Annotated in this window: 25 protein-coding genes and 1 pseudogene; 5 read left to right on the forward strand and 21 right to left on the reverse strand. The window is 60.4% G+C overall.

Annotated elements, in window-relative coordinates:
• A pseudogene (locus tag NKJ11_RS31085) lies at positions 1-234 on the reverse strand (hypothetical protein); the annotation flags it as partial.
• Between the two features lie 113 nt (positions 235-347).
• Between NKJ11_RS31085 and NKJ11_RS31090 the strand changes: the two are divergent.
• Positions 348-650 (forward strand): hypothetical protein, encoded by a 303-nt coding sequence (locus NKJ11_RS31090; RefSeq protein WP_352549336.1) that lies wholly within the window; start codon positions 348-350, stop codon positions 648-650.
• Between the two features lie 213 nt (positions 651-863).
• Here the strand turns inward: NKJ11_RS31090 and NKJ11_RS31095 are convergent, their stop codons facing one another.
• From NKJ11_RS31095 to NKJ11_RS31105, 3 genes are all read right to left on the reverse strand, one after another.
• Positions 864-1,136, reverse strand: coding sequence for a WGR domain-containing protein (locus NKJ11_RS31095; RefSeq protein ID WP_352549334.1), 273 nt, complete (start codon positions 1,134-1,136; stop codon positions 864-866).
• Between the two features lie 213 nt (positions 1,137-1,349).
• Positions 1,350-1,691 (reverse strand): hypothetical protein, encoded by a 342-nt coding sequence (locus tag NKJ11_RS31100; protein ID WP_352794988.1) that lies wholly within the window; start codon positions 1,689-1,691, stop codon positions 1,350-1,352.
• Entirely contained in the window at positions 1,688-2,380 is a 693-nt protein-coding gene (locus tag NKJ11_RS31105; RefSeq protein WP_352492041.1) for a ParA family protein, read from the reverse strand. The genes NKJ11_RS31100 and NKJ11_RS31105 overlap by 4 nt, the downstream gene beginning before the upstream one ends.
• Positions 2,381-2,705: 325 nt before the next feature.
• Here NKJ11_RS31105 and NKJ11_RS31110 point away from each other — a divergent pair, with 325 nt between their 5' ends.
• The gene (locus tag NKJ11_RS31110) at positions 2,706-3,116 is read left to right on the forward strand and encodes a hypothetical protein (protein ID WP_352794989.1); all 411 of its coding nucleotides are present in this window, start codon (positions 2,706-2,708) and stop codon (positions 3,114-3,116) included.
• 248 nt (positions 3,117-3,364) lie between these two features.
• Here the strand turns inward: NKJ11_RS31110 and NKJ11_RS31115 are convergent, their stop codons facing one another.
• A complete protein-coding gene (locus NKJ11_RS31115; RefSeq protein ID WP_352794990.1) occupies positions 3,365-3,853 on the reverse strand; it encodes a hypothetical protein in 489 nt (162 codons plus the stop codon).
• A 51-nt stretch (positions 3,854-3,904) separates the two neighbouring features.
• Here NKJ11_RS31115 and NKJ11_RS31120 point away from each other — a divergent pair, with 51 nt between their 5' ends.
• Positions 3,905-5,383 (forward strand): relaxase/mobilization nuclease domain-containing protein, encoded by a 1,479-nt coding sequence (locus NKJ11_RS31120; RefSeq protein ID WP_352794991.1) that lies wholly within the window; start codon positions 3,905-3,907, stop codon positions 5,381-5,383.
• Between the two features lie 133 nt (positions 5,384-5,516).
• Here the strand turns inward: NKJ11_RS31120 and NKJ11_RS31125 are convergent, their stop codons facing one another.
• From NKJ11_RS31125 to NKJ11_RS31190, 14 genes are all read right to left on the reverse strand, one after another.
• Entirely contained in the window at positions 5,517-5,798 is a 282-nt protein-coding gene (locus tag NKJ11_RS31125; RefSeq protein WP_352794992.1) for a helix-turn-helix domain-containing protein, read from the reverse strand.
• Entirely contained in the window at positions 5,795-6,118 is a 324-nt protein-coding gene (locus NKJ11_RS31130; protein ID WP_095204878.1) for a type II toxin-antitoxin system RelE/ParE family toxin, read from the reverse strand. Before NKJ11_RS31130 ends, NKJ11_RS31125 begins: the two co-directional genes overlap by 4 nt.
• Positions 6,119-6,339: 221 nt before the next feature.
• The gene (locus NKJ11_RS31135; protein WP_352794993.1) at positions 6,340-8,667 is read right to left on the reverse strand and encodes a type IV secretory system conjugative DNA transfer family protein; all 2,328 of its coding nucleotides are present in this window, start codon (positions 8,665-8,667) and stop codon (positions 6,340-6,342) included.
• Positions 8,645-9,691 carry a P-type DNA transfer ATPase VirB11 gene (virB11, locus tag NKJ11_RS31140; RefSeq protein WP_352549323.1) on the reverse strand — a complete coding sequence of 349 codons (1,047 nt, stop codon included), beginning with the start codon at positions 9,689-9,691 and terminating at the stop codon, positions 8,645-8,647. Before virB11 ends, NKJ11_RS31135 begins: the two co-directional genes overlap by 23 nt.
• A complete protein-coding gene (gene virB10, locus NKJ11_RS31145; protein WP_352794994.1) occupies positions 9,657-10,997 on the reverse strand; it encodes a type IV secretion system protein VirB10 in 1,341 nt (446 codons plus the stop codon). Before virB10 ends, virB11 begins: the two co-directional genes overlap by 35 nt.
• Positions 10,998-11,004: 7 nt before the next feature.
• Entirely contained in the window at positions 11,005-11,841 is an 837-nt protein-coding gene (gene virB9, locus NKJ11_RS31150) for a P-type conjugative transfer protein VirB9 (protein WP_352794995.1), read from the reverse strand.
• Entirely contained in the window at positions 11,838-12,569 is a 732-nt protein-coding gene (locus NKJ11_RS31155; RefSeq protein ID WP_352492034.1) for a VirB8 family type IV secretion system protein, read from the reverse strand. Before NKJ11_RS31155 ends, virB9 begins: the two co-directional genes overlap by 4 nt.
• 13 nt (positions 12,570-12,582) lie before the next feature.
• On the reverse strand, positions 12,583-13,653 hold the full coding sequence (locus NKJ11_RS31160; RefSeq protein ID WP_352794996.1) for a TrbL/VirB6 family protein: 1,071 nt from the start codon (positions 13,651-13,653) through the stop codon (positions 12,583-12,585).
• Positions 13,654-13,879: 226 nt separating this feature from the next.
• Positions 13,880-14,554: a type IV secretion system protein gene (locus NKJ11_RS31165; protein WP_352632988.1), complete on the reverse strand. Its 675-nt coding sequence runs from the start codon at positions 14,552-14,554 to the stop codon at positions 13,880-13,882.
• A gap of 50 nt (positions 14,555-14,604) precedes the next feature.
• Complete coding sequence (locus NKJ11_RS31170; protein ID WP_352794997.1) at positions 14,605-15,474, reverse strand: hypothetical protein; 870 nt, start codon at positions 15,472-15,474, stop codon at positions 14,605-14,607.
• Positions 15,475-15,482: 8 nt separating this feature from the next.
• Positions 15,483-17,894: a VirB4 family type IV secretion/conjugal transfer ATPase gene (locus NKJ11_RS31175; protein WP_352794998.1), complete on the reverse strand. Its 2,412-nt coding sequence runs from the start codon at positions 17,892-17,894 to the stop codon at positions 15,483-15,485.
• A gap of 2 nt (positions 17,895-17,896) precedes the next feature.
• Positions 17,897-18,205: a VirB3 family type IV secretion system protein gene (locus NKJ11_RS31180; protein WP_023819753.1), complete on the reverse strand. Its 309-nt coding sequence runs from the start codon at positions 18,203-18,205 to the stop codon at positions 17,897-17,899.
• 5 nt (positions 18,206-18,210) lie between these two features.
• Entirely contained in the window at positions 18,211-18,519 is a 309-nt protein-coding gene (locus NKJ11_RS31185; protein WP_023819752.1) for a TrbC/VirB2 family type IV secretion system protein, read from the reverse strand.
• Between the two features lie 12 nt (positions 18,520-18,531).
• A complete protein-coding gene (locus NKJ11_RS31190; protein ID WP_352549308.1) occupies positions 18,532-19,386 on the reverse strand; it encodes a lytic transglycosylase domain-containing protein in 855 nt (284 codons plus the stop codon).
• An 88-nt stretch (positions 19,387-19,474) separates the two neighbouring features.
• Between NKJ11_RS31190 and NKJ11_RS31195 the strand changes: the two genes are divergently transcribed.
• Positions 19,475-20,014, forward strand: a complete 540-nt coding sequence (locus NKJ11_RS31195; protein WP_352794999.1) for a hypothetical protein — start codon at positions 19,475-19,477, stop codon at positions 20,012-20,014.
• Positions 20,014-20,613 carry a thermonuclease family protein gene (locus NKJ11_RS31200; protein WP_352492024.1) on the forward strand — a complete coding sequence of 200 codons (600 nt, stop codon included), beginning with the start codon at positions 20,014-20,016 and terminating at the stop codon, positions 20,611-20,613. The genes NKJ11_RS31195 and NKJ11_RS31200 overlap by 1 nt, the downstream gene beginning before the upstream one ends.
• On the opposite strand, the gene NKJ11_RS31205 is transcribed toward NKJ11_RS31200, so the two are convergent.
• Positions 20,570-20,854 carry a hypothetical protein gene (locus NKJ11_RS31205; RefSeq protein WP_352795000.1) on the reverse strand — a complete coding sequence of 95 codons (285 nt, stop codon included), beginning with the start codon at positions 20,852-20,854 and terminating at the stop codon, positions 20,570-20,572. The two genes, NKJ11_RS31200 and NKJ11_RS31205, sit on opposite strands and share 44 nt — an antisense overlap.
• Positions 20,855-21,108: 254 nt before the next feature.
• Positions 21,109-22,347, reverse strand: a complete 1,239-nt coding sequence (locus NKJ11_RS31210; RefSeq protein WP_352795001.1) for a DUF1173 family protein — start codon at positions 22,345-22,347, stop codon at positions 21,109-21,111.
• Between the last annotated feature and the right edge of the window lie 624 nt (positions 22,348-22,971).

Below are 22,971 nucleotides of genomic sequence, written 5' to 3' on the forward strand. Positions count from 1 at the left end.
CATGAGGCACTCGACCTCGGAAAGGACCATGACCCCGGCGATGGCAGTGCGAGATCCGGATTGACAACTACCCGCAATTAAAGGGCCGTTTGACACGCGGTAGAGCCGTAAATAGAAATACTTCTGCCCCGCACGTGCCCGATAAGTACGATTCACGCTGTCAACGACCAGTTCAATGGCGTCAAAACGGAGCGAGTATTGGGAAGAGAGCCAATCCTTGTCGATATCGATCATAGGCGCCAAATACACATTTGGTCCCAATGTCGCAAAAATCCGAAGCCATCATCCGGCTCGGTGCTCCAATGTATCGCCACTAACGCCGGATGACGATAATCCCGGCCAGTGCGATGAGAACGATACCCAGCATTGAAGCCGTAATCATCGCTGCCTCCTCGATACAAGCCGGAGTCGTGGTCGCTGGAGACCGGGCTTCTTTGCCGGATCGGGCAAGCCGCTTGTGTGTGCCCGCCGCCATCCTGACCTATCCTGACAGACAAAAAGATCAAAGCCAGAACGGTGGCGACGGTGGCATAGCGGAACAGGGATCGTGCCAGAACATGGCGGGGACATTTTTGGCCCAGCGCATTAGTGAAGTTCGCATGCGCGATGTCGTCACCATGCTGGTCGAGGGCAAAGTGGCTGCCGGCTGAATTGTCGAACGTCTCAACGTTTCACCGAGAATTTCGTCGTGCTCCGGACAATCTTCGCTGTCGACTCCACCCGACCTATCGCCTCACAAGTGACGCCGACATCTTGCCACGGTGTCAAGATCACTGACTTCCCACTGGCGACATCGCCCCGCGCCCGGTACACGAAGCGACTTTGTTCCAGAACCTCGCTCCCGTCGCTCTACCGGCTACCTGTCAAGACGGGATCGCTTCTGCGCGTCGGGCGGATCGCGGCTGATAGCCGCGCATCCGCTTGGCGCGCAGCAGCTCGAGGAAAAGGGCGACGGCTTCGCCCTCGGTATCAAAGGAGTGCTGTACCGTGCGGCCGGTGGTTCCGATCCGGCCCCAACGCCGGATCAGGCAGGTCTGGCCGAACAGGGTCTCCTCGATCGACAGTGCATAGAAGCGCGCCATGTTCCGATCCGCGTCGCGGCGTTCGATACAGAGGCGATAGAGCTGCGCGATCATTACGGACAGAATCGCGCAGCCGGACGCGCGCGTCCAATGAATGGTTTGAATCAGCGGACGCGGATCGATTCACTCTGGTGATGGATGGAACCGAACGTCAGTCGTTCAGCAGCGTCTTTGATGGCCTTCCCCGGAGAGATGTAGCCAATCCTCGTTGGGCGGTATCGTGCGCGGTCGGTCGTAACGAAAATCGACGCTAATTGGCGCGTCTGGCTACCTCGGCTGCCGAGCAAGGAATTCCGTTATCAGGCCCTGCACCACCTCCTGCATGGTTGTTCTATTGCGCGCGCAATGGACCTGCAGCTCGATCATCTGCGAGACAGGAATGCGTGTGTGCAGCCGGGCTGTCTCGCCGTCTGCCTTTGGCCTTTCGAGCTTCGCTTTCGCCTCTCTGGCCGAGCGGGGTCTCGTCTGCTGCTCCAGGTTGTCCGTTTCGCTGATGCTGGATTCCACTATGGCAGCCATGTTGCGCGAGAACGGATCATCCGAACGGGCGCGCGGTTTCAAGGCAGGCAGCGGCAGCTGGTTTGCGGTCCGATCGCTTTTCTCGTTCATTGCGGGGTGGCTCCGTTCAGTTTGCGGATGATCTCGGCGGTCAGGGCATTCGTCTGGTCGCGAGCGTCCTCGACGGCCTTGTTCACAGGCTGGACTTCGTAAAGCGTCCCGGCGGTTGCGATTGAGGCGAAGGTCGGCCGTTGCGACAAAAAGGTCTCAAGCACGCTTGCGTTGGCCTGCCGCAGCAGCTGGATCGCCGTGCGGAAGGCCATCGTGTTGTGTTCGATCCCCGAAACCATGTTGAGCATCACCGCGTGGGGAATTTCGCGGTGGCGTCCGCCAAGTGAGCGGATGTGCCGGATCAGACCGAGGCATTGCTTGACATCGAAGACGTGCGCTTTCGTCGGAATCAGCACGAAGTCCGCGTTGGCGACGGCCGGGCCGAGCGCGGCCACGGCCGTGCCCTGGACATCGACCAGCAGCAGGTCCTCGGCGTCGGATTGCGCCAGGCGATCGATCAGGTCGTCGGTCGAGCTGATGGGGATGACGTCGATGTTTGAAAGCGCGTACCCGGCTCGGCGACTGTTCTTGCTCCACTCCACCGCGGACAGTTGCGGATCGGTGTCGAGCACCGTCACCCGATGACCGGCGGCGGCGAACTCGCCAGCGAGCAGGATGGTGGTCATGGTCTTGCCGACCCCGCCTTTGGGAGAGGCCACTGTGATTTGCACCGCGCGTTGTTCCGGCATTGTTTTTTCCCAATGTTGCGTCACTTTGGCGTCAAGGCGTATAGGCGATTTGGCGCCAAAGCGACTTTCTTGCATTATGACTATGCGCCGATGCAACAAAGTGCCGAGGCGCATAAGTGCCTGTGTGGTAATATGAATTTGCACATCGGTGCAATGTCCCAGGATGCATGATCGGCTCTGGATTAGTGCGTCAGTGCATCAGTATAATGTTTCGTATTGAATTGACAAGATACGCAATTTGGGTCCAAATTGGCTGAGCAGGTCGTCGCTTCGCTTTGACCTGGACCGTCTTCGACGTGAGGCCCATCCGCCATAGCGAGGAATTTTGGACACCAGCGCCGCCCACAAGGACACCCGAAAGCGCTCCCGGATCGATATTGGGCCGGAGGCGGGCGCGCTCCTGGATGAGGCCTGCAAGGTGTTCCAGCTTGACCGAGCGGAGACGTTGCGGCGCATTATCCGGGCCAGCCTGGATGTCGGTCCCGCTCTGTCAGCTGACAATTCACGCACTGTCGCGGCGTTGGCCTCACAAGTTCGGATGGTCGGCCGAAACCTCAGCCAACTTCTCCATGCCATTCATTCCGGCCACGCCGTCCCCATGGAGGCGGCGTTGCCGATTTGGGAAGCACTGGATGAGAGGGTGAAAGCCGTCGACGCCGAATTGACGGCGATGACGATCGCCCATGGCCTGAAACTTCGGAAGGCGGCGCATCTGCTGGATGGTGAGGGCGCGTGAACCTCGCCCAGTCTTCCATACAGGCCATAGCCGATCGGATTCGCGCGAGCGCGGCTTTTGAAGAAGAGAACCGCAAGCGCCGGCGTCGGGCACTGTTGTCCTTTTCTGGAAATGACGATGATTGGTTGTTCAAGACGGTTCGCGGCCGGAAGGGGGAGGGCGGTCTCGGGGCAAGCCAGCCACCGGAACCGGCCGTGCCGCGCTCGTCTCCCGGGCAGCTGGAGCCGCCGCGCGGTAAAGCCGGGCGCCTAAACCTCGCCCTGCCAGCGAAGCGACGGAAGCTCGCCGGCGGACCTGCGCCGAGGGCCGCCGCCGACAGGCTGGCGGCCGGGTATCAGCCGGCCGTTCTGAAGGTGATTTCCTACGGGCATGGCGTCACAAGGGCAGCCGCCATCGGTCAATATATCCAGAAGGAGGGTGTCGCGCTCGAGACGCATGACGCGCGTATCCTGGCAACGCAGGAAGCTGTTGCCGAGGAAATGAAGCAGTGGGGCAAGGGTTTCGACAAGCGGCGGGAGAGCGAGGATGTGGCGACGTTTCGGCTTTCGCTGGCAGGGCAGGAGAATGCCGAGCGCCTTTCGCAGGCAGTTCAGGCAGGTTTCGCCGGCCACGGTTTCGCCTATCGTATTGACACACTGCAGGACGGATCGAGCGTCGCGCGCGTCGTCGCGACGATGGCCGGACACAGCGTCGTGCGGGGTGAGAACGGGGACGAGAAGGTGAAGCATCGGTTTCACCTTTCCGATCGGCGCCAGCAGGATCGCCAGTTCTCGGCACCGACTCGGGCCATGATCGCCTCGCGGATTTCCGAGACGCTTGGGGTCAAGGAGGATACCGTTTCGGTGAAGCCACTTGGGGAGCCCAGCCACGGCAAAGCCGGTGTCGTGTTCCAGCTCGCGCGCCTTAGCCATGACGGAGCGGCGATCGGCGCCGACGGCGTCGCGATCGCGTCTGAGGAGGCGGTTCGGCAGACCGCGCAGTCCTGGGACAAGACCCTGAATTCCTACAAGCCTCGCGACACCATGCACATGATCCTGTCGGCCAAGGCGGGCGAGGATAGGCAAGCTCTGGTGAGGGCCGCACGTGGGTTCCTGCATGAGCAGTTCCCCAATCACAAATTCGCCTTCGGCATGCATGCCGATATGGCGGAGGAGGGCGGCCATATTCATGTCCATGCCATCGTCGCCGTGAAGGGTGAGGACGGTGAGCGCTTGCGACCAGGTCCGGCCCAGCTTCGCGAATGGCGCGCGCTCTATGCCCAGCACGCACAAGCGCAGGGCATGAAAATCGTCGCGACTTCCGCGGCCTATCGAGCGTCATCACAAAGCTATGGTCCGCGCGACAAGGCGATTGTGGCCACGGCCGAAAAGCCGCGGCCGGGCAGGGAGACGCGTGACCGCGCCTACGCCCGTGCAAACCCGCACGTCATCGAGAAAGCCCGCCAGCGGATCGACTACGCGAGGGCCAACCCGATAAAGATTCCGATTTCGGCGCGCCAGCTGCAGGCCACCCAGGCAAGCCTTCGGGACTGGCACTCGGTCGCTGCTTCCCGGCCGGATAATGCGATAGCGAGTCAATTCATTGATCGGATGACGCAAGCCTTCCGATCCGGTACTGTTGTGGTCGCTATTCGAGATGGAAAGGGTGTTCAAATGAGTTCAGATGCCACCGCGGACCAGATGCGGGAAAACCTAAAACAGATCAACGAGACCGTTAACAACACAGCGGCCATGATGAACGGCCAGACCAAAGCGGAGTTCTTACGGCGCGCGGCGCCCACGATGGAGCTGTTGGCGATCCGGACGGATCTCAAATCGCTGCAGGAAGGTGGCGTGACGCATGTCAGTGAAGACCAGGCCCATCGGATTGCCGGCACGCGCGCCGAAGTTTTGATCCATCGCGCCCAGGAGATCGAGGCCGCTGAGCGGCTTGAGGCCGATCGCGCTCGCGAGATACGCAATCGCGCCATCGAGCAGGAGATCCGTGACGAACGAGCCGGATCGGCTGATCCGACCTCGCTTGAGCAGGTTGCGCAAGACCGCGAAATGGTGCGCAACGCCGAAAGCATCGCTGCGAAGGAAGCGCGCGAGGCACAAGCCGCAAGCGAAGCCGCGCGATCCTTGGCACAGAATCCCAACGAGCGGCTTGATCCCAAGATCGTCAAAGGCGAACGGCTCGAAGAACTGCAGCGCCTGCAGTCGAGGAGCATCAACACCGCTCCAGTCGAAGGCGAAGAGCCGGATTCACAAAAGCCGCAAAAGCAGTAGTTGCCTCGTCATGCACCACTGCGTGGGCTCGCTGTTCCCCAAGCCGGGCGCTGGCAGCGGCTCGGTTCGGCACACGCTCGCGTCCAAACGCAAGATGTACTCCGAGGAAAGACGAGATTTGACACCTCGTGATTTATGCAACCTCCTTCACCCGGATTTCTATATCCAGGTGAGCGGAGGCGGCGATGTTGACGAGCGCGTCAAGCGAGAACTTGGCGAGCTTACCGCGCAGCAGATCATTGATACGAGGGCGCGTCAGGCCGAGCCGCTTGGCGGCTTCCTCCTGAGAAATTTCCCAACGCTGGACTGCCTTACGGATTTCGTAGAGCAGCGCCGAGCGCGCCTTGAGGTTTGCTGCCTCTTGTTCGGTGTCCGCCAGTGCGTCCCAGACGTTCTCATAGATTTCTACGTTCATCGTTCTGCCTTCCATCGTTTTAGCCGTTGAGCCGCCAGATCGAGGTCTTTCTTGGATGTGGCCTGTGTCTTCTTCTGGAACGCATGAAGCACCAAAACCCGATCCTCCAGCGTTGCCAGATAGATGACGCGGAACGCTCCCGATGCCTCCCGGACTCTGATTTCCCTGACGCCGGCCCCCACGATCTGCAGAGGCTTCCAGTCGTCGGGATCGTCGCCGCGCTGGACAAGTTCGAGCTGCCAGCCGGCCTCTATCCGCGCATCGTCAGGAAACGCTCGAACATCCGCCCTACTGCTTCCAAGCCATTCAATCACCTTCATCGGGGTGCACTGTATCGGTTTTGATACATGTTGGATAGAGAGAAAATCAATCGCATTTTACGGACCAGCAATCAGCTCACGTCCTCACCAAGAACCGGGAGGCGCAACGAAACGGTTCGATGCGCCCGCCATCGGATTAGGGACGCTTCGTCTTGTTCTCACCACTCGACTTAGGCACCGAAGGCACAAATCGCGCATTTGTGTTCAACTGAATTTCCCGCCTAGCGATCGCCGTGACGTCTAATTTGATCCTGCAGCGCCTCAAGAGCGGCTGACGGTCCCCCGTCGACATCTCCGCTATCCACTGACGGTGACAGGGAACGAGCGCCGGCCTCCACTTCCTGATCGAGCGATGCGAGCAGCGCGGCGATCGACGTGGACTTGTTTCCCGGCCGGACTTGGAATTGCAAGACACTCGCCTTGCCTTCAGACGCACTCGGGTCGGACGTCTTTGATGCTGCCGGCGCCGATCGCCGGCCAAGGGTGGGAAGCGGCCGCGGCGCATCATCGGCCGTCTGATCGGTCCGCTTCGGCTTCAACTCCGGAACTTCAGCGGCGGCCTCGCTCTTTGCTTCAGCCTCACCGCCCGTTGGAAGGCCTGAGCTTGGCAGCGCCTGTGGTGCGTCCGCGCTGTCGTTCTTTACTTTCGGTTTTAACGCGACGGGATCAGCCCTTTCAGCCGCCGCACCAGTCGCACGCGGCACCGCATCGGCATACGCTGTATCGCCCGAAACCGGCGCTTCGACGGTATCGGGTTCCCCCAGCTCGAAAGGTGCGGCCGGCGCGTTGTTAGCCGCCGCTTCGACCTCCGCCATGGAGCGCAGCGGAAGATCCTGCCATCGGGAGAGAGGCGGTACTTTCAGGCGTCGGTGCCGAAATTCCTGGTAGGTCGCTTTATAGGGAGCGTCCTTATAATAGGTGATCTTGCGCACCATGAAACCAGGGGGGCTCGAGCCCAGAACCACGGCCTGCTTCGCCGGCAGTTGCCGAAGCTCCGCCGCCGTTCGGAACGGCCTTTCTTGATAACTTAAACTCTTGTCTCGGCCACCAAATATACCTTGACCAGCCCTGATGATCGGTGTGGGCACCTCGATCGTGGTCGGCCCCAGCATTACAGAGACATGTTCCGAGGTCTCCACGTCGTTCATGCGGATGAAAAGCTTCACCTGACACGCGGTCACCGTGGTGTGCCGCGTCGCTTTTCCATAGACTTCGTCAAGCTGGGCAAGATCCTGCAGGATCAGGACCATGCGAAAGCCATAGCCCGCGTTGATCGCCAGCTTGGAAACGATAGACTCCATTTTGCCGAGCTGGCGAAACTCGTCGATCATCACCAGGACCTGATAGGGCTCGTCCGGGCCTGGCGAGGAAGCCATCAGTACATCATGGATTTGCTGAACCAGGAGTTTGATGATGGGCCGGAACACGTCGAGCTGCGCCACCGAGCAGCCGATGAAGAGAGCCGTCGCGTCCTTGCGAAACTTCGAGATATCGAAATCGGTCGACGCCGTAGCGGCTGCAACGAGATCATTGGTCCAGGGGTTGAGAGCCGCCGTCAGGTTGAAGTAGGCTGAGTTTCGCGTTTCCTTTTCCAGCGCAATGAACTGGTTGAGCCCGTGCACGACCCACGAAGGCAGATATTTTTCCTCGTCATTGCGGATATTCGTCAGCACCCTGAGAAAATCCACGCCGGTCGAAAGAAGCATCGCGACGGCGCGCAAATGACGCTGCCCCTCATAGCGTGGTGACGTCAGCACATAGCCGATCATGGCCGAAAGCAGCTGCCGGCCGGCGCGCGCCCAGATCTCGGAACTTCCTGTCGCCTCGGGGATGATGAAGGAGGAGACCACCGCGCAGTCCGTCGGCATGCGCGCATCGCGCCGGATGAAATCCAGCGGATTATACCGATGCGAATCCTGCTCGCCGGGCGAAAAGAAAAAGACCTTATCGCCGAGAGCCTGCCGATGCGCACCGAACGCCTCGAAGTTCTCCCGCTTCGGATCGAACCACACCGAGGATCCTCGCCACATGTAACCGTTCGGAATGACAAAGCTGACGCCCTTGCCGGATCGGGTCGGCCCGACCACCAGGACGTGCGCGGGCTCGTCCGAGCGGATCGTCGCCCCACCCATCTTGCCGAGGATCAAGCCTTGCTTTGCCAGCAGGTTTTTCCTTTCGGCGTCCATGATCGTGCCGAACCGCGCATTGCCGTAGTGCTTTGGCTTGCGGTTGATCAGGCTTGCAAAGACCAGGCCGACGCCGATCGCCACGACAACCGCGACCGCGATCACGCCCCGGATGATCGTCTCGCCCTGCGTGGGATGATAGGCTAGGCGCTGGCTGAAATGCTGCCAGGCAACGAAGAGGCCGCTTAGGCTGCGTTGCGCGTTCTGGTACTTTAGAAGCCCCCAGCGCGAGGCGCCTTCAGAGGGGAGCGCGGGAGTCCACCGCCATGTCGCCACCAGCTCGTAGGCCAGGCTCCAAAGGGCAAAGAAGGCGGCGAGGCCGATGAGGCCGAGGAGAAGCCTATAAGCGAATACGCGAGACATTCTGGGGAACCTTTCTGGCGGCTCTCCATTCGGTCATGCGGTTGAACCAGATCGCCGAAGTTCCGCGCCAGCCGCCCCGGCGCGTTTGTTGGATCACAATCGGCAGGACCGACCGCACGTAATCGATGATCTCTGCCTTGCTCAGCCCGAGCCCAGCCTGCATGACCATCAATGCTAGCTGCTCAAACGCACCGGTCGGGCTGTCCGCATGGATCGTCGTGATCGATCCGGGATGACCTGTGTTGACGGCGCGCAAGAACGAATAGGCTTCCGCTCCCCGGATCTCGCCCAGGAAGATTCGATCCGGCCGCAACCGCATGGCGGCTTGCAGCAGCGTTTCAACGGTCACGTGCGCCAGGCCCTGGTCGCCCTTTGATGCGACGAGGGGCAGATAGTTGGGCTGGTGTGGTTTAACCTCTCGTGTATCCTCAATGGTGAGGATCCGCTCATCCGAAGGCACCTCGTGCAAAATCGCGTTCAGAAATGTCGTTTTGCCCGACGATGTGCCTCCTGAAAGCAAGATCGAATACCGTTCCCGCACGGCCAGGCGGAGGAAATCCTCGATCTTGCCGGCGTCGAGATATTCGCAAAGGGCGCTGTCGGTCTCGCTCAATTCGCCGGGATCCTGGACGGAGATCGTATCGAACGACCCCCGCCTCCGGTAATCATCAAGGCGCATATCCTTCACGACCTGCTTGCGGATCGCGAAGGCGCCTCCTGTCGGCGTCGCCGGCGCAAGCACGCCCTGGAAGCGTTCGCCGCCGGGGAGGGCGGCCGAAAGCAAGGGATTTTCCTCGCTGATCGATTGCGAGGATGATGCCGCTATACGTTCCATGAGGTAAGTGATCGCGGCGCGGTCGAGCTCGGGGACGTCGAAGGGCTCCATATGTGTCGAGCCAACAATTTCGACCCACACAAGCCCAGGCCCGTTTGCACAGATTTCGACCACGCGATCGTCGTCGAGCCAGCGCCGCACCGGCTCCAGCGCCTTATTTAGAAAGACGGTTCTTTGCTGCCCGCTCACGTCGTATCTCCCTCAACGCCTCGCGTACCGGGTCCGGATAGAACTCCGAAAAATCGAGGTCCCGGCGGACGAACACCATGATGCGCGACCCCTGATCGACATGGATCGTGGGCGCGATATTGATCGAATTTCGAAGCGCCTCTTCGGCAATGCGGTTGAGGCTTTGCGAGACCTGTTGCGCGCCGATCTGGCGCGCGCTCTGCAGGTATTGGTTGGGCTGCGTCTGGATTGTCACCGTCTGTCCGGTCTGCGGGTCCGTGTAGGTCTGGTTGGTGTTCGACCCATTCTGGTCGTTGCCAAGGTTGGCGATGAATTGCGTCGCACCGCCCACGACACTTAGAAGGATCGCCGAGCCGAACCGCTCGAAATAATGGTTGTCGACCTCGCCCGGCATGCCGCTGCGACCGAGCTCGTCGGTGCCGGTCGAGCCGAGCTGCACCGACATGCCGTCCGATCGAAGAAGGCGTGTCCACACTATGAACACCCGCGTTTGGCCGGTTGCGAGGCCACTGCGATATTCACCGATAAGGCGGGAGCCAGCGGGGATCAAAACCCTGCGACCGTCGAACGACCACACATCCTCCGACACGACGGCCCGAACCATACCGGCAAGATCGCTCTGGATCGCGGTCTCGAGCACGCCCTTGATCATCGTCCCTTGGGCGACCAGAGCGTCCGTGCGCGGGTTCATCGTGGCTTTCGATGTATCCGCTCCGCTCTGGCTCGCCCTTGCCAAAAAACGCCGATTGGGGTCCTCCTCGCCCTCGCCCTCGCCTGCGTTTCCGGCCGCCGCTGCATCCGTACCATTGCCGCCCAATGCTGACGCACTGCCAGGCGCATCGCCGCTATCGACGACGAGCTGCTTGGCGCGCAAGCGCTCCCATTTGCGGCGTTCCTCTTCTTCTTGCCTGCGCCGTTCTTCCTCAGCCAGACGACGGGCCTCGGCATCATCCTGCACCTGTGGTGGAGCTGCAGGCGGTTGCAAGGCTGGTGGAGGGGGAGGCGGAGCCTCGACCGTCGACGGCGGCTGTGCCGGCGCCGCCGGTGGCTCCTCGGGAACCGTCGGAATTTTCAGGGTGCCGTTATCAAGCTGGGGACGCGGCGTATCGAGCCCAGGTGCGGGAAACTGTGTGGTGTGAAACTCCTCGCCATCCGACGCCGTCAACAGCGGCTTGTCTGGCGCACGCGTCGCCGCATAGATCATCCAGCCGGCGAAGACCACCGCACCCAGCGGCACCACGATCTTGAAGAATGTGCTCGCCCCGAATTTTGGCGGGGCGACCACTGTTCCTTCCTCGGCGAGCATTCTGTACTCATTGGGAGATGGCATCAGGCCCCCTCACTTTCCGAACAGTCCCACCGCCGACACGCTGCGGCTCGTAAGGTTCGAGCCCAGTCGGTTCGTTCACATTGTTCAGTCTCAGATTGAAGACGCAGGTTGCTTCGTTGCCATTGCGCAGCGTCCATTGGTAATTGACCTTGTCGACGACGATGTACGCGCCCTCGCGGCGATAATTCACAAGCGTCTCATTGCGCTCGCTATCGACGACATAGATCGCCGGCACTTCCCTTGCCGGATCGAAGCGGAACCAGGTCTTCACGCCGTCGTCGTAGATCACGAGCGGCTTATTTGCCGACGACCCCTTATAGGCATAGGACGAGTTGGCGTTTTCGGCCTTGAAACCCTGCCGGTTCGGCTGTGCCGCCCGGGCCTGGGCTTCGTCCATCAGCGCCGCGTCCGACACCTCTTCGGGATAGCGGAACTTGATCGCATAGACTTGTTGCGCAACCGGCCGAAACTCGCCGTTGAGGAAGAACACATAGCTGCGCTTGTTGGTCAGGACATTGAGATTCCCGCCCGCATTCTTCTCGATCGGCTTCACAAACAGCACATTGCCCTTCTCGTTGGGCTCGATGCTCCAGGCCGGGACGTCGCCAGCGCCGAGGGTTTCGATTTTCTCGTCATCGCCGAATTCGATCATGGTCGAGGCGCCATAGCTGGCCGGCACCGACACCACATCGTCCTTTTGATACCAGACGAAGCGAATGCGACTGTCACGAGATCCCGCCCGAGGGGTCTGTTCGGCAAGGGCCGGCTGAACCGCGCAAACGCCGAGCCCGATTGCCATCAGGATGCCGGCGACCTTCATTGCGGTGTCTCCGCGGTGGGTGCCGGCGCCGTCTCCTGATCGCGCCGATATTCGAGCACCTGGAAGCCGAGCGGATTTTGAAAGCGGATCTCGTTTTTTGCCGGCACGCCGGTGTAGCGGAACCGGATCAACGATACCCAATGCCGCTGCACGGTGTTCGCCTGGCTCTTTTCTTCCGTCATGAACCGAACCAGGGCGGTCCTTTGGTTGGGAAATGTCACGGACTTCACGGTCACCGCCACGACGGTGTTTCGCCCATAGAGCACGACCGGGTTCGTCACCTTGTTTGCCGGGCTGAAAAGCTCGACGAGCTCCCTCGAGGCATCGCCGGCGCTCAGCAATTGCGCGAGATCGAAGTTGTCCTTCAGCGCCTTCGGATCGTAGGTCTCGCGAGCCTTCACATAACGGACGATATCGAACATCCCCATCGACTCGTCCTGCTGCAAAGGCCCGTCGGCCAGCGGCCGCTTGACCTCGACAAACCCGGTGGATTTGTCGACCACCACCATGTAGGGCTCATAAGTCTTGAGCGGCAGCGCAAGGATCAGCGCGCCCACCGCTGCAACGGCAATGACCGAGGCGACGCTTGCCACACACCACGCCAGAGATCGCGACCAGCGATTGCGCCGCGCGATATCTTTTTCCCAGATTGCCGCATCCACGTAGTACGGCAAGGGAGACTCGGTTTCCTTCGCCGGTCCCCCAGCGCTTTCCTTCACATCGCTCATTGGTGCCCCAAACCTATGCGGGATCCGTCAGCTTTCGGGAAAGCCGTGCATATTCCGCTGAATCCTCATACCTTCTCTGTGCGAGGCTCACGCGCGCCCGCTCGCGACCCGCCAGGCGTTCCTGCCGCGTGCTCCAGCCCAAGCGTCCCATCAGCCTGCGCTGACCGGCTTGGCCCATCGCTGCGAAGGCGCCGCCGTAGAAGCGCCCAAACGAAGGCGTTCCAATACCAATTCCGCCCGCGAGCGAGGCGGCAACGTTGGTGATTTGCGACAGCAGCAGCACGCCGACGAGGCAGATCAGGATCAGCGGCGCGGCTTCGGTCAAAGTCGTTGTCGCAGCACCATTCGACCGGTTGACCGCGTCGAAATAGGTCTGGGTAATCGAGATGAAGAAGGCACAGAAGGCGTAGACCAGAATTTGCACGCTCATGTACTGCACGATCGCGGTTATCCAGCCGGCAAAGAACCGGGTCGTATAGCCGAACAGCATAAGAATGATGAACACTGGGGCGAGCGCCAGCAAAAGCCAAAGAAAGATCTTCGACAGGATGATGAGGAAGATCGCATAACCGATGAGCAGCGCGCCGACGACAAGGATGATCGCCGCCAGTACGTAGCCGCCGAAGTTCAACACGCCAAGGCTCTTGATAAAGGCGGAGGTGGAATTGGCGAGCGAATCCCAGATGTTTTGCAGGGCCGTCTGCACGGAGTTGACGGAGTTCAGCCCGGCCGATGTCCCGGTCACATTGGCCGAAACGCTCGTCAGAAGGCTGTTCCCGATCGCGGAAGGTGTCTCATTCGCGAACGAATAGGCATATGTTTGAAAGTCCCCCCAGCTCGTCGCCAGAGCGTAGATAACGAAGGCGCGGAACAGGCGCCAGACCATCTCTTTTCCCGATCCGGTCGAGGTTCCCTGCCAGATGCCGATGGCCCAAGATATCACGTACAGCGTCAGCATCAGGCCGGCGACACCCACCTGTCCGCCGCCGGTCAGGGCCGACGCGAGGTTCTGGTAGGCTTGCGATACATAGTTATTGCCGAACTGATCGACCTGTTGCAGAAGCGTCGTGATATTGAAGTTCATTTTTTCGCCGCCCTACCTGGAAACAGAGATGGATCGCCATTGAGTGCCTTCATCGGACCGCACTCGAATGGCTTCTTCGCTCCTGTTCTTGGTTCAGGCGCCGCGAACGCCATCGGCTGCATTGGTCCCTCGTCGCGCGAGCATGGAGCCTTGAGCGGCTTGTGGCCGCACCCGGAGGTGGCGACAGCGCCAATGATGGCGGCCGCTGATATAAGAAAGCGCACCGTCATTGGCCGGACTTGTATTCGAGCCCCCGCGAGGCCTGGGTGATCAGGTTCATACGATCGATGTTTTCCTGATTGGCGGCCGCCGTAGCGGTGTTCACCGCGCCGATCAGTTCGTTCACGGTCAGACCCGTTTGCACCATGATCTGGCTGTTCTGATCGATCGAGCCCTTGATGTCCTGCGCCGTGCCGATCCGTTGAGCGCCCGACTGAAAAGCGCTGGAACGGGTCTTCACCCCATTTTGCGAGGAGTCGACCAGTCCGGTGACCGTGGCCGCGACGTTCACCAGGGCGCTGTAGTTCTTATCCATCTGCGTCGTCTGGCCATTGATCAGGCCCGAGATGGTTTTCACCAGCTGCAAGCCATTGATCATGTTCGAAACGATGCCCTGCGATCCATTGCCGAGGCCGGCGAACGACAACGAGCCGCCCGAGATCACGCTACCAAGCGAAGGCGCCTCCCCCATGGAGAAGCCGCCATTGCCCAAGGCCATCTGCGCGAGCTGGCCGGCCTGGCTCGACCGGTCGCCCGTGACGGCCTGCAGCGTCTTTTGCGTATAGTTCATGATGTTGCGGTCGGTGCTGAGGATCTCGCTCGTGGCCGATGCAATCTGCCGAGCCTGTTCCAGATTGGCCTCGTCGATCGTAGGCACCTGCGCAAAGGCGATGCCGCCCAAGCCAAGCAAGAGTGCCGCTGTTAACGGAATTCCACGCATAGCGCTTTCTCCTATTGAGCCTGATATTGCTTGACCGCCGACATCAGTTCGTCGGTCGTCATTGTCACGGGAGCGCGGTTCGCGTCCCTTTGGATTTGCGAAAGCACGGGCGAGACGTTTTCAACCGTGTCGGTCGTGCGCGGCGCAGTGCATGCGCCGTCCGTCGACGGGCAGCACAGGTTGCCGGCCGTGCCGCCGCCGCTCGTAGCCCCGGGACAGCTTGTCGAGCCACCCGAACCAGGCGGCGGGGACGCGGGAGTGGGCACCACCAGGCCGGAGGATCCCCGACTTGTCAGTGTGGCAGTGCCAATGTTTCGCACGTTGAAAGCTTGGGCGAAGAACCCTGTCGCCTGGATCACCTCGTTGAAGGTCAGCCCGCCTTGGGCGCGGATTGCGCTGTTGCGGTCGAAGGCTTCCATGACCGTTTTGTCAGTCCCGATATCGTGACCCATGGTCTCGAAGGACTGCCTGTTGGGGGCCACCGTTGACATGCTGCCATTCATGCCGCCGAGAACCTGACCGGTGATATCCAACTGGCCACTTTCGCCGGCATTGCCGCCGACAGCGCCCGATCCCGAGCCGGTCGAGGCGAACGCCGAAGAGCCCTTGATGTCCGGATTGGCCTGTTCCAAGGACGCCTGGCCACTCGCCGGATCGACCGAAGCCTTCGGGCTCTTCACGTTCTGCGCCTTTTTGGGTGTCGTTACCGAGCAATTGACGCCCTGCGTGGCGGACTTGGTGTCCTCCTGGATGAGCTTGATCTGAACCTTATCGGCCTTGTCCTCGCTCCGCTGCGACAGAATAGGGCTGTCAGAAACCGGCACGGCCGCCATGGCCGTCGATCCCGCTAAAATCGTCACAAGGGCGGCCGTCGTGCCCATAATGGTCTTCATTCCGCGTCCCTCCCAAGAAAGATTGGCAACCAAACCTGCGGATCGTCGCCGACACGCGCGCGCAGCGCGTCGAGCTCCTGAACCGTCTCAATTCGACCGGAGAGGATCTTGATCGCATCAGGCATCGCGCCCAGATTGAGGCGCGCAATGACGCTGTCCTGATCATGCTTGATCAGGAATTTGCGGGCTTCGGGCGGGGTTTCGCGGATCCATTTGATCTCGCGCTCCGACAGCCCGAACGCCCTGTGCGATTCCTCGTCGGCCTTCGGGTTGGGGAAAAAAATATTGGTCGGCGTCTGTTCGATCAGCGTGTTGGCGATCGATGACTTCACGATGTCCGCCGCTGACTGCGTGCCGAAGCCAACGATGCCATTCAGCTTACGAATGGTTTTCAGCTTGTCCTTGATGAAGTAGCTGAAAATATCATTGTCCAGCAGCTTCCAGCCTTCATCGAGGAAGATCATGACCGGTTGCCCGTCAAGCAGCTCCTCGATGCGATGGAAGATATAGAGCAAGGCCGCCGTGCTGGTCGTTGCGTCGCTCAACACGCTCGTCATGTCGAAGCCGAAAATGGACGACATCGAAAACGAGTCTTCCGCGTTGTTGAACAACCAACCGCGCTGATCGGGCCTCATCCATGGCTGCAAGCGCGAATAGAGATCGTCATCGCCGGCGCGCATCGCACCGCGCAACAGCTCGGCGAACTCCTCCATGGTTCGACCTTCCGGCGGCGCGCTCGCCACCTGGGCGATCGCGTTGCGGATGACTTGCTCCTCGCGCGTCGAGTGGGCGTGTCCGTCGGATCGACGCAGCATGAAGCTGAAAAGCTGGAAGAGAAATTCCCGGTTGCGCGGCGTATCGGGCAGGCGCAACGGATTGAAGCCGGAAGGCTCGCCGGCCTTCAAAACCTCATAGCGGCCGCCAAGCGACCGCACGAAGATATCCAGGCCACGGTCCTTGTCGATCATCACCAGCTTGGGGCGCGGCGTGATGCGCTGCGCCTGTGCCGCGAGAAAGCCGAGCAGCACCGTCTTGCCCGAGCCCGAGGGGCCGTTCAGAGTGAAGTTGCCGAGGTCTCGAACATGGAAGTTGAAGAAGTAGGCCGTTTGCGACGTCGTCTCGAGGACGCTTATCGGCGTTCCCCAATGCACCCCGCCAGTCCGGCCGCTCGGATAGTTATGAAAGGCGGAGAAGCCCGCCATGTTCTTCGATGAGATCATCGACTTGCGCGCCACATAGGCGAAATTGCCCGGCAGGGTGGCCCAGAACGCAGGTTCACAATTCAGGTCCTCGCGAACCCACAGGGCGGATACCTCCGTCAGCGCCGTGCCGACATCGGTCACGCAGCGCGCCACGTCGTCCATGGTTTTCCCGAGGCACAGCACCGTCAGATGATGCAAGCCATAGAGCGCTTCCGAGGACAGAAGCTCATCGCGCGCTTCACCGAGTTGATCGGCCACGATCGAGCCGGCTTCATCCGACATGTCGATCTTGCGCCCGACCCGCTCCATCTGGGTCAGCGCCTGCGGCTTGTCGATGATGGCGAAGGATTGCGTCACGATGAATTCGTGCGGCACCTTCAGCATGGGGTTGAGCATCCCCGGTCCCGTGATCGAGGGGTACTCGCCTACCGAAATGATGGCCCCGTATCGCGTTTCGCCAGGGAACGCCCCGCGAATTTCCAGCGCATTCGGGCCGAAGAACAGCCGCTTTGTCGCTAGCGCCTCCGCGAGTTTCATGCGCGGCAGTGCCATCGGCCGCGGAAATCCGCCATTGACGAGCTGCACCAGGAATTCCAGCGGCTCGGAATGCCAAACGTCACTGCGCTTGACGACGGTGAGAACCCGCGCGCCATAAGCCTGCAGGCTCTCTTTGACGGCTTTCATCACGTCCGTGAGTTCGATCAGCGCCCGCTCCTCGCTCGAAGAGCGACCGTCCGCAGCCCTTCGTCCCAAAAGCTTGCGGATCACGAGATCCGCCGTCCCGACCGTGCCTTGCAGCTCGCGCCGCACGATGGTCAGGTAGATATCGTTCACAAACATGCGCTGGGTGCGCAGGGCCGCCGTATAGCGCTGGTCCAGCTCTTGGCAGAACTTGTTTTCGAAGCTCGACTCGATCGCGGGCTTCACCTCGCGGCGCACGATTTGCGAGTAGATCGCATAGCGGGAATTCGCCAACCCCCGAATGAGATCGTTGCGGCCGAGCAGGCGCGAATTGATCTCGGCGATATCGATCGTCTCGAAGCACAGTCCGCTCATGTGAACGAAGGACATCAACATGCCGTCCTGCGTCTTGATCACCTCGTCGGACACATGCCGCGAATAGGGTATATGGGCCGAAACCGGATTCTCCCGACGAGACACGGCCCCGAAACTCAGTTCATCGCGAAGAGCCCGTGCGATCGCCACGGTCACACCCGATAACTGCGCGCACCCCAGAAGCTGGCGCTTCGGGGCGGCGTCTTGCGTGAACGGATGAACATGATCTCGATGAACATGGGATCGCGCATGATCGCGATCCTGGCAACCGCATAGAGCGGCACGCAGATAGAGAGCATCACCAGATTATGGGTTGCGAGGAACACGACCGCCGTCAGCACGCCGATGAACCCCGCAAGCTCATAGGGAATGCCGAGCACCGTCGGCGCTCGGGTCAAGCCCTTGACCAGCGGAGTGATCAACAATTTGGGCTCGCCAGGATCGATCCGGCCGTCTGCCATGCCGATCACCTGCCGACCGCGGATTGAAAGAATTCGACGATCTGAGCCGAGCCGAAGACCAGCACGATACCCAAGACCCAGCTTCCGGCCACAAACCATGACAGGCGTGCCGCCCAGGCCATGAAGCCCATGAAAATGCAGAAAAGAACGGCCAAGGCCGTCGCGATCGGACCGGTCAAGGTCTGCACCAACGTCTGCAGCGTGCTTTGCACCGGCTGGAGATTTCCGCCCCCAGCCATCGCCTGCGTTGCCAAGAGCATGAGCGGCATCGCCACACCAGTGCTGCGTGCAGCAAACATCTTCCACAAGGTCATCAAAGCTTCTCCTCAGTCAAAGTTTTGCACCATCCCGCCCTGCCAGACCGGCGCCGTCGCTTCGCGAGACGTCATTGTGCTGCCATTGCGGGAGTTGGCGCGGGATGTCGGATCATTTCGTTGATCCGCTGCGCCGGCCGCAGCCGGTTGAACGCCGGCCAGGTCAAGGCTCACCGCCCCGGCGGGCATCACCGCCTCAGACCCGACCGATGGCCATTGGTAGAAATCGTTGATGACGTTGGCGACGTAGCCAACTGTCTCGGAGTAGGGCGGAACGCCCTTATATTTGAGAACCGCGATCTCGCCGGCATTGTAGGCGGCGAGCATGTATATCGGGTTCGGAAATTTGCGATGCAGATCCCGCAGAAAGCCGATCCCACCTTTCACATTATCCGCGGGATCGCAGATATCGACCCCGTAGCTTGCCGCCGTGGACGGCAGAAGCTGCATCAGGCCATAGGCCCCTTTGGGCGATAGCGCACCGGTATTGAAGCGGCTTTCGGCCCGGGCAACCGCGAAGACGAGCGGCGGAGCAAAGCCTTGCTGGCGCGCGACCGCTTCGACGATTCGCTGTCCTTCTTCCTTCGACAGCGCAGCGACGCCGGGGCAGGGGTTGTCAGCCTTGGCCGACGTCACAGTTGTGGGTGCGCTGTCAGCGTCGCCCGGCGCACCGACCCGCTGCACGCCCTGGCTCTCAACCTGGTAGGCCGGCATCACCCGGCCATTCACGTCGACGGCAGCATTAACGCTGGTGGCGGGAGCCGTAACGCGGTCCTGGAATCTTTGCGAAGCTTCCTGTGCAGACGCCGCTTGGCACGTCACCAGGATCGCACCCGCTGCAAGTACCGTTTTGCGGGATCGAATCATTAAAATAATCCTGCGCCGTTGCCGATTCTGGAATGCTGAATTAATACAATGACTCGATGAACTGCAATCGCGAAATGAGGCAGACACAATGAAAATGAGCAAGGTTCTTCCCGTTGTGGCGTTTTTGCCGAGCTTGTCGGTTCTGTCGGCGGCGCCGGCCCGTGCTGATGATTTTGGCTGCAAGGTTTTGCTGTGCATCCTCAACCCGCAGGGTTGGGCGAGCGTCGGCGAATGTGTGCCCCCGGTCGAGCGCGCTTTCCGTATGGTCGCTCATGGGGAGCCCTGGCCTCAGTGCCCCGAGGCCGGCAGTTCCGGTCGTATCGGATATGAGAAATTCAAACCCTGCCCGGACGGCACGATCGCCGTCTCGCCCGAGACGGAATCGAGCGGAAGCGACAACAGCTCTCGCTCACAAACCGTCTACAAGCCAGACAGCAACGGCGCTTTCTGTGCTGCGCGGAATGCGACGAATGCCTCTTGGAGCACTTACCCGAGAGGCTCGGGTTACGGTGCGCGTCCAACATCGGCTGTGACGCGGCGCGAGCAGAGGACCGAGCCAAACTATCTCGATCTCACAACGACCGACGGCAAACAACGGTTCTGGTTCAATCTGAGCAGGTATCAATAATGAAACCTGGCTTCGCCGCCGCCGTCATTCTCGCGGCCGTCCTCGCCAGTGTTCCGGCACTGGCCGAGGACAAACCCAATCCCTGGTTTCCGATCCCCGCTACAGCATCGTTCAGCACCGGCGACACCTGGACCTATGCCGGTGAGACCCACCGTCTCTACGGCGTTCAAGCCTGCCTGCGAGCGACATATTTCACCAATGGAGCAGGGGGGCGTGTCGATTGCGGCGAGGCAAGCCTTGCCATGCTCGTCTCTCTTATCCGGGATCTCAAACCTCAGTGCTACACGGTCGCCTGGCAGGCCGCGACCAAAACGCGCTTCGTCGTTTGCGTTGCACAGCCTACCTCAGGATCCGCAGCCGGTTCTCGCATCGATCTCGGCACGGCGCTGATCTCAACCGGTTGGGCTTTTGCGGCCATCACTCCGAACGGCACTCCGGTTCATGCTCCCTATATTGTCGCGCAGGAGGTTGCTAAAAAGCAGCACCTTGGCCTGTGGCAGTTCGCCAACGTTCCTGATCCGAATGCCACCATCCTCCAAAGCATCCGCAACGCATCTAACGCGGCTGGTCAGTCTTCGAATCCGCCTGCAAATCGATAACGGGTCCCCGGCCGGCTGGATCATGCCTGACATCCCGCTGAGGCCATCGCCGGACCACGAACGCGACGGCAAGCGCAATCGCCGAAATCAAGCCGAGAACAACAGTCGCGATTAGCCCCGGCTCTCGCCAAAACGATAGACTGTCCCACTGATTTAGAAGCCGGGCGCCGGACAGCACCAAAATCAGGACTGTTGCGATGGCGATGCCCGTTCCCGGATCCATGTCGAATTTTTTCAGCATGGCATTCTCCCCTTCGCACTCCCTGGTCATGGCCCCGATAAACGATCGCTTCCAGCGCAAATGCCGGCGCCAGACGCAAGCTCAGGCGAAGCCTGCCCTACGGGTGCGCCAGCCGTCGCCCGCGCTTCGTCGCGCTCACGGACCCTCGCCAACCGCATCGAATCATTGCCGTCAGGTCTTTCGCTTGTTGTTCACGAGTTTTATTTCCTGGCTGGGTCCAATTACAGCGGCAGCCTCGCACGCGCTTCGGCTTTTCAGTTGTTCGGTCGATATTCCAAAGCCTGCCTGCCGGGCGGAGGCGAAAGCCGCTGCTGTTTGCCCGGTAGCGCCGGCCGGGGGCCGCTTGCGTCCCAGCGCCAGGTCTCGAGCTCGCAGCTTGAAATCAGATGATCGAATTCCGCCCGTACCGCCTCGTTAGCATCGTGCGGTACGACAAAAAGCGCGGTTCCCTGCTGGTCAACATCAGTCAGAAGACCGAACGCCATGGGCACCGACGGCACGACGTTGTAGCGCAACGTTTTCACAAACCGCCGATGCTCCCCGGTCAGGACCTCGATCAATTCCTTTTCTTCGTTGTGCTGAAACGGAATCCAACTCTCAGTCACGTTCATAAAGCCGATTTCGTCGATCGCCAGAATGCCGGACGGCATCTGCATGACCGTTGCGATGGTGATCAGGTGCGAATTTTCGTGCAGTCGCCACAGGTCGAATTCTGCTGCAAAGCGCTTCGGCACTGCCCTGAACATTTTCTCATCCATGAAGAGCTGCGCGTCGGGCATATGCTTGATCGACAGCTTGCCGCCAAACCGGGCAGGATCGAGCGATTTCACAATGCCGATCACAATCTTCTTGTGCTTCGCCTTGGCTGCCGCCGCGAAAGCCCGCTCCCGATCCGCTGCCAGGCGATCCTTGTGCTCAGGGGAGTACATTCCCGGCATAAACAGCAGCTCGCGCAACTGGAACTTCTGGCTCGACTTCGCATCAGCCGCGCCCCAAAGAAATTTCCGGACCAACCCCCAATTTCTTTTTCCCACAAAGCCGGGTGCCATTAATGTCAGCTCCGCCTCTTCCCAGAGATAGTCGAGCAGGCCTCGCAGCGTGAGCTTCTTCGGATCGGCCTTCACAGTATGGTGGGAAGCCCCCTCGCCGGATGATCCCTGTCGCGCCTTGCCTTGTGTCAGTGCGAAGGCCAGCTTCAGCCGCGCCGCCTCCGATGCAGGATCCTCGATGATTGCTTGACCCAGGATCTCCGCCTTTCCCGACAGTGCAAGGGGCAGTTCATAGCGATCACAGTCAACCGCATGGTCCTTGCCGGTGTTCGGCATGCGCTTGATGATCAATTCCTCGCCGACGGCGGCGATGTACATTGGCACCCCGGGATGCCGACACAAACACAAGACGCGAGCCTGCTGATCCCGCGCCTGACGCAAGAGCGTCTGAATTTCCGGGTGCTGCGGGCCAACCGTGCGACCCAGAATAGCAAAGTCACTCATAAGGTGCCATCCGACTTTAGATCGTTCGGCTTATGATTAAATCATTGAACCGATGTTTCGTTCAACCCATTGGGTTCAACGATGCTTCCCATGGATTGACAGTGGTTAACCCAGCAGACTCGAAGGGGCTGATGTTTCAGGTAGGCGACCATAGAGCCGCAAGCAGCGGCTGTGGCGGCGATGTAGCCGTCCGCGGCGTGATCCGCCTGGGATGGTGAAGCATGATGACAATCCGTCGACTTAGACTGTTTCATCGATGGCGTGCATGAAGAGCACGCGGTCATGTCCTCGTGCCGGATGATCCGACGAAGCTACGCCACTATGGTGACCTCTCAAGACCGGAACCGCGCGCTTGTGACGTTCTGTAATGTGGCGCACAAATTTTTGCCGTTTTATATGTTCTTTGGAATCCCATTCGTCGCCAACGCGTTGAAATAAGATCAAACAGGTAAAATCGTTCGATGGTTTCCTCCCATTTCCACCGGACGGTGTTCCTCCCTGAAGGCTTTAACCTTCTTTGGCCGGGCCGTATCCGAGCCCGGCCATTCTTTCTTCCGGGCTTCCTTGTTCAGCGCTGGCGGAAACGCGTTTTTCCCGGTGTCAATCATTCGCAACCAAGGCGGT

This window comes from Mesorhizobium sp. M0243, assembly GCF_040321775.1.
In the GTDB taxonomy this organism is placed as follows: domain Bacteria; phylum Pseudomonadota; class Alphaproteobacteria; order Rhizobiales; family Rhizobiaceae; genus Mesorhizobium.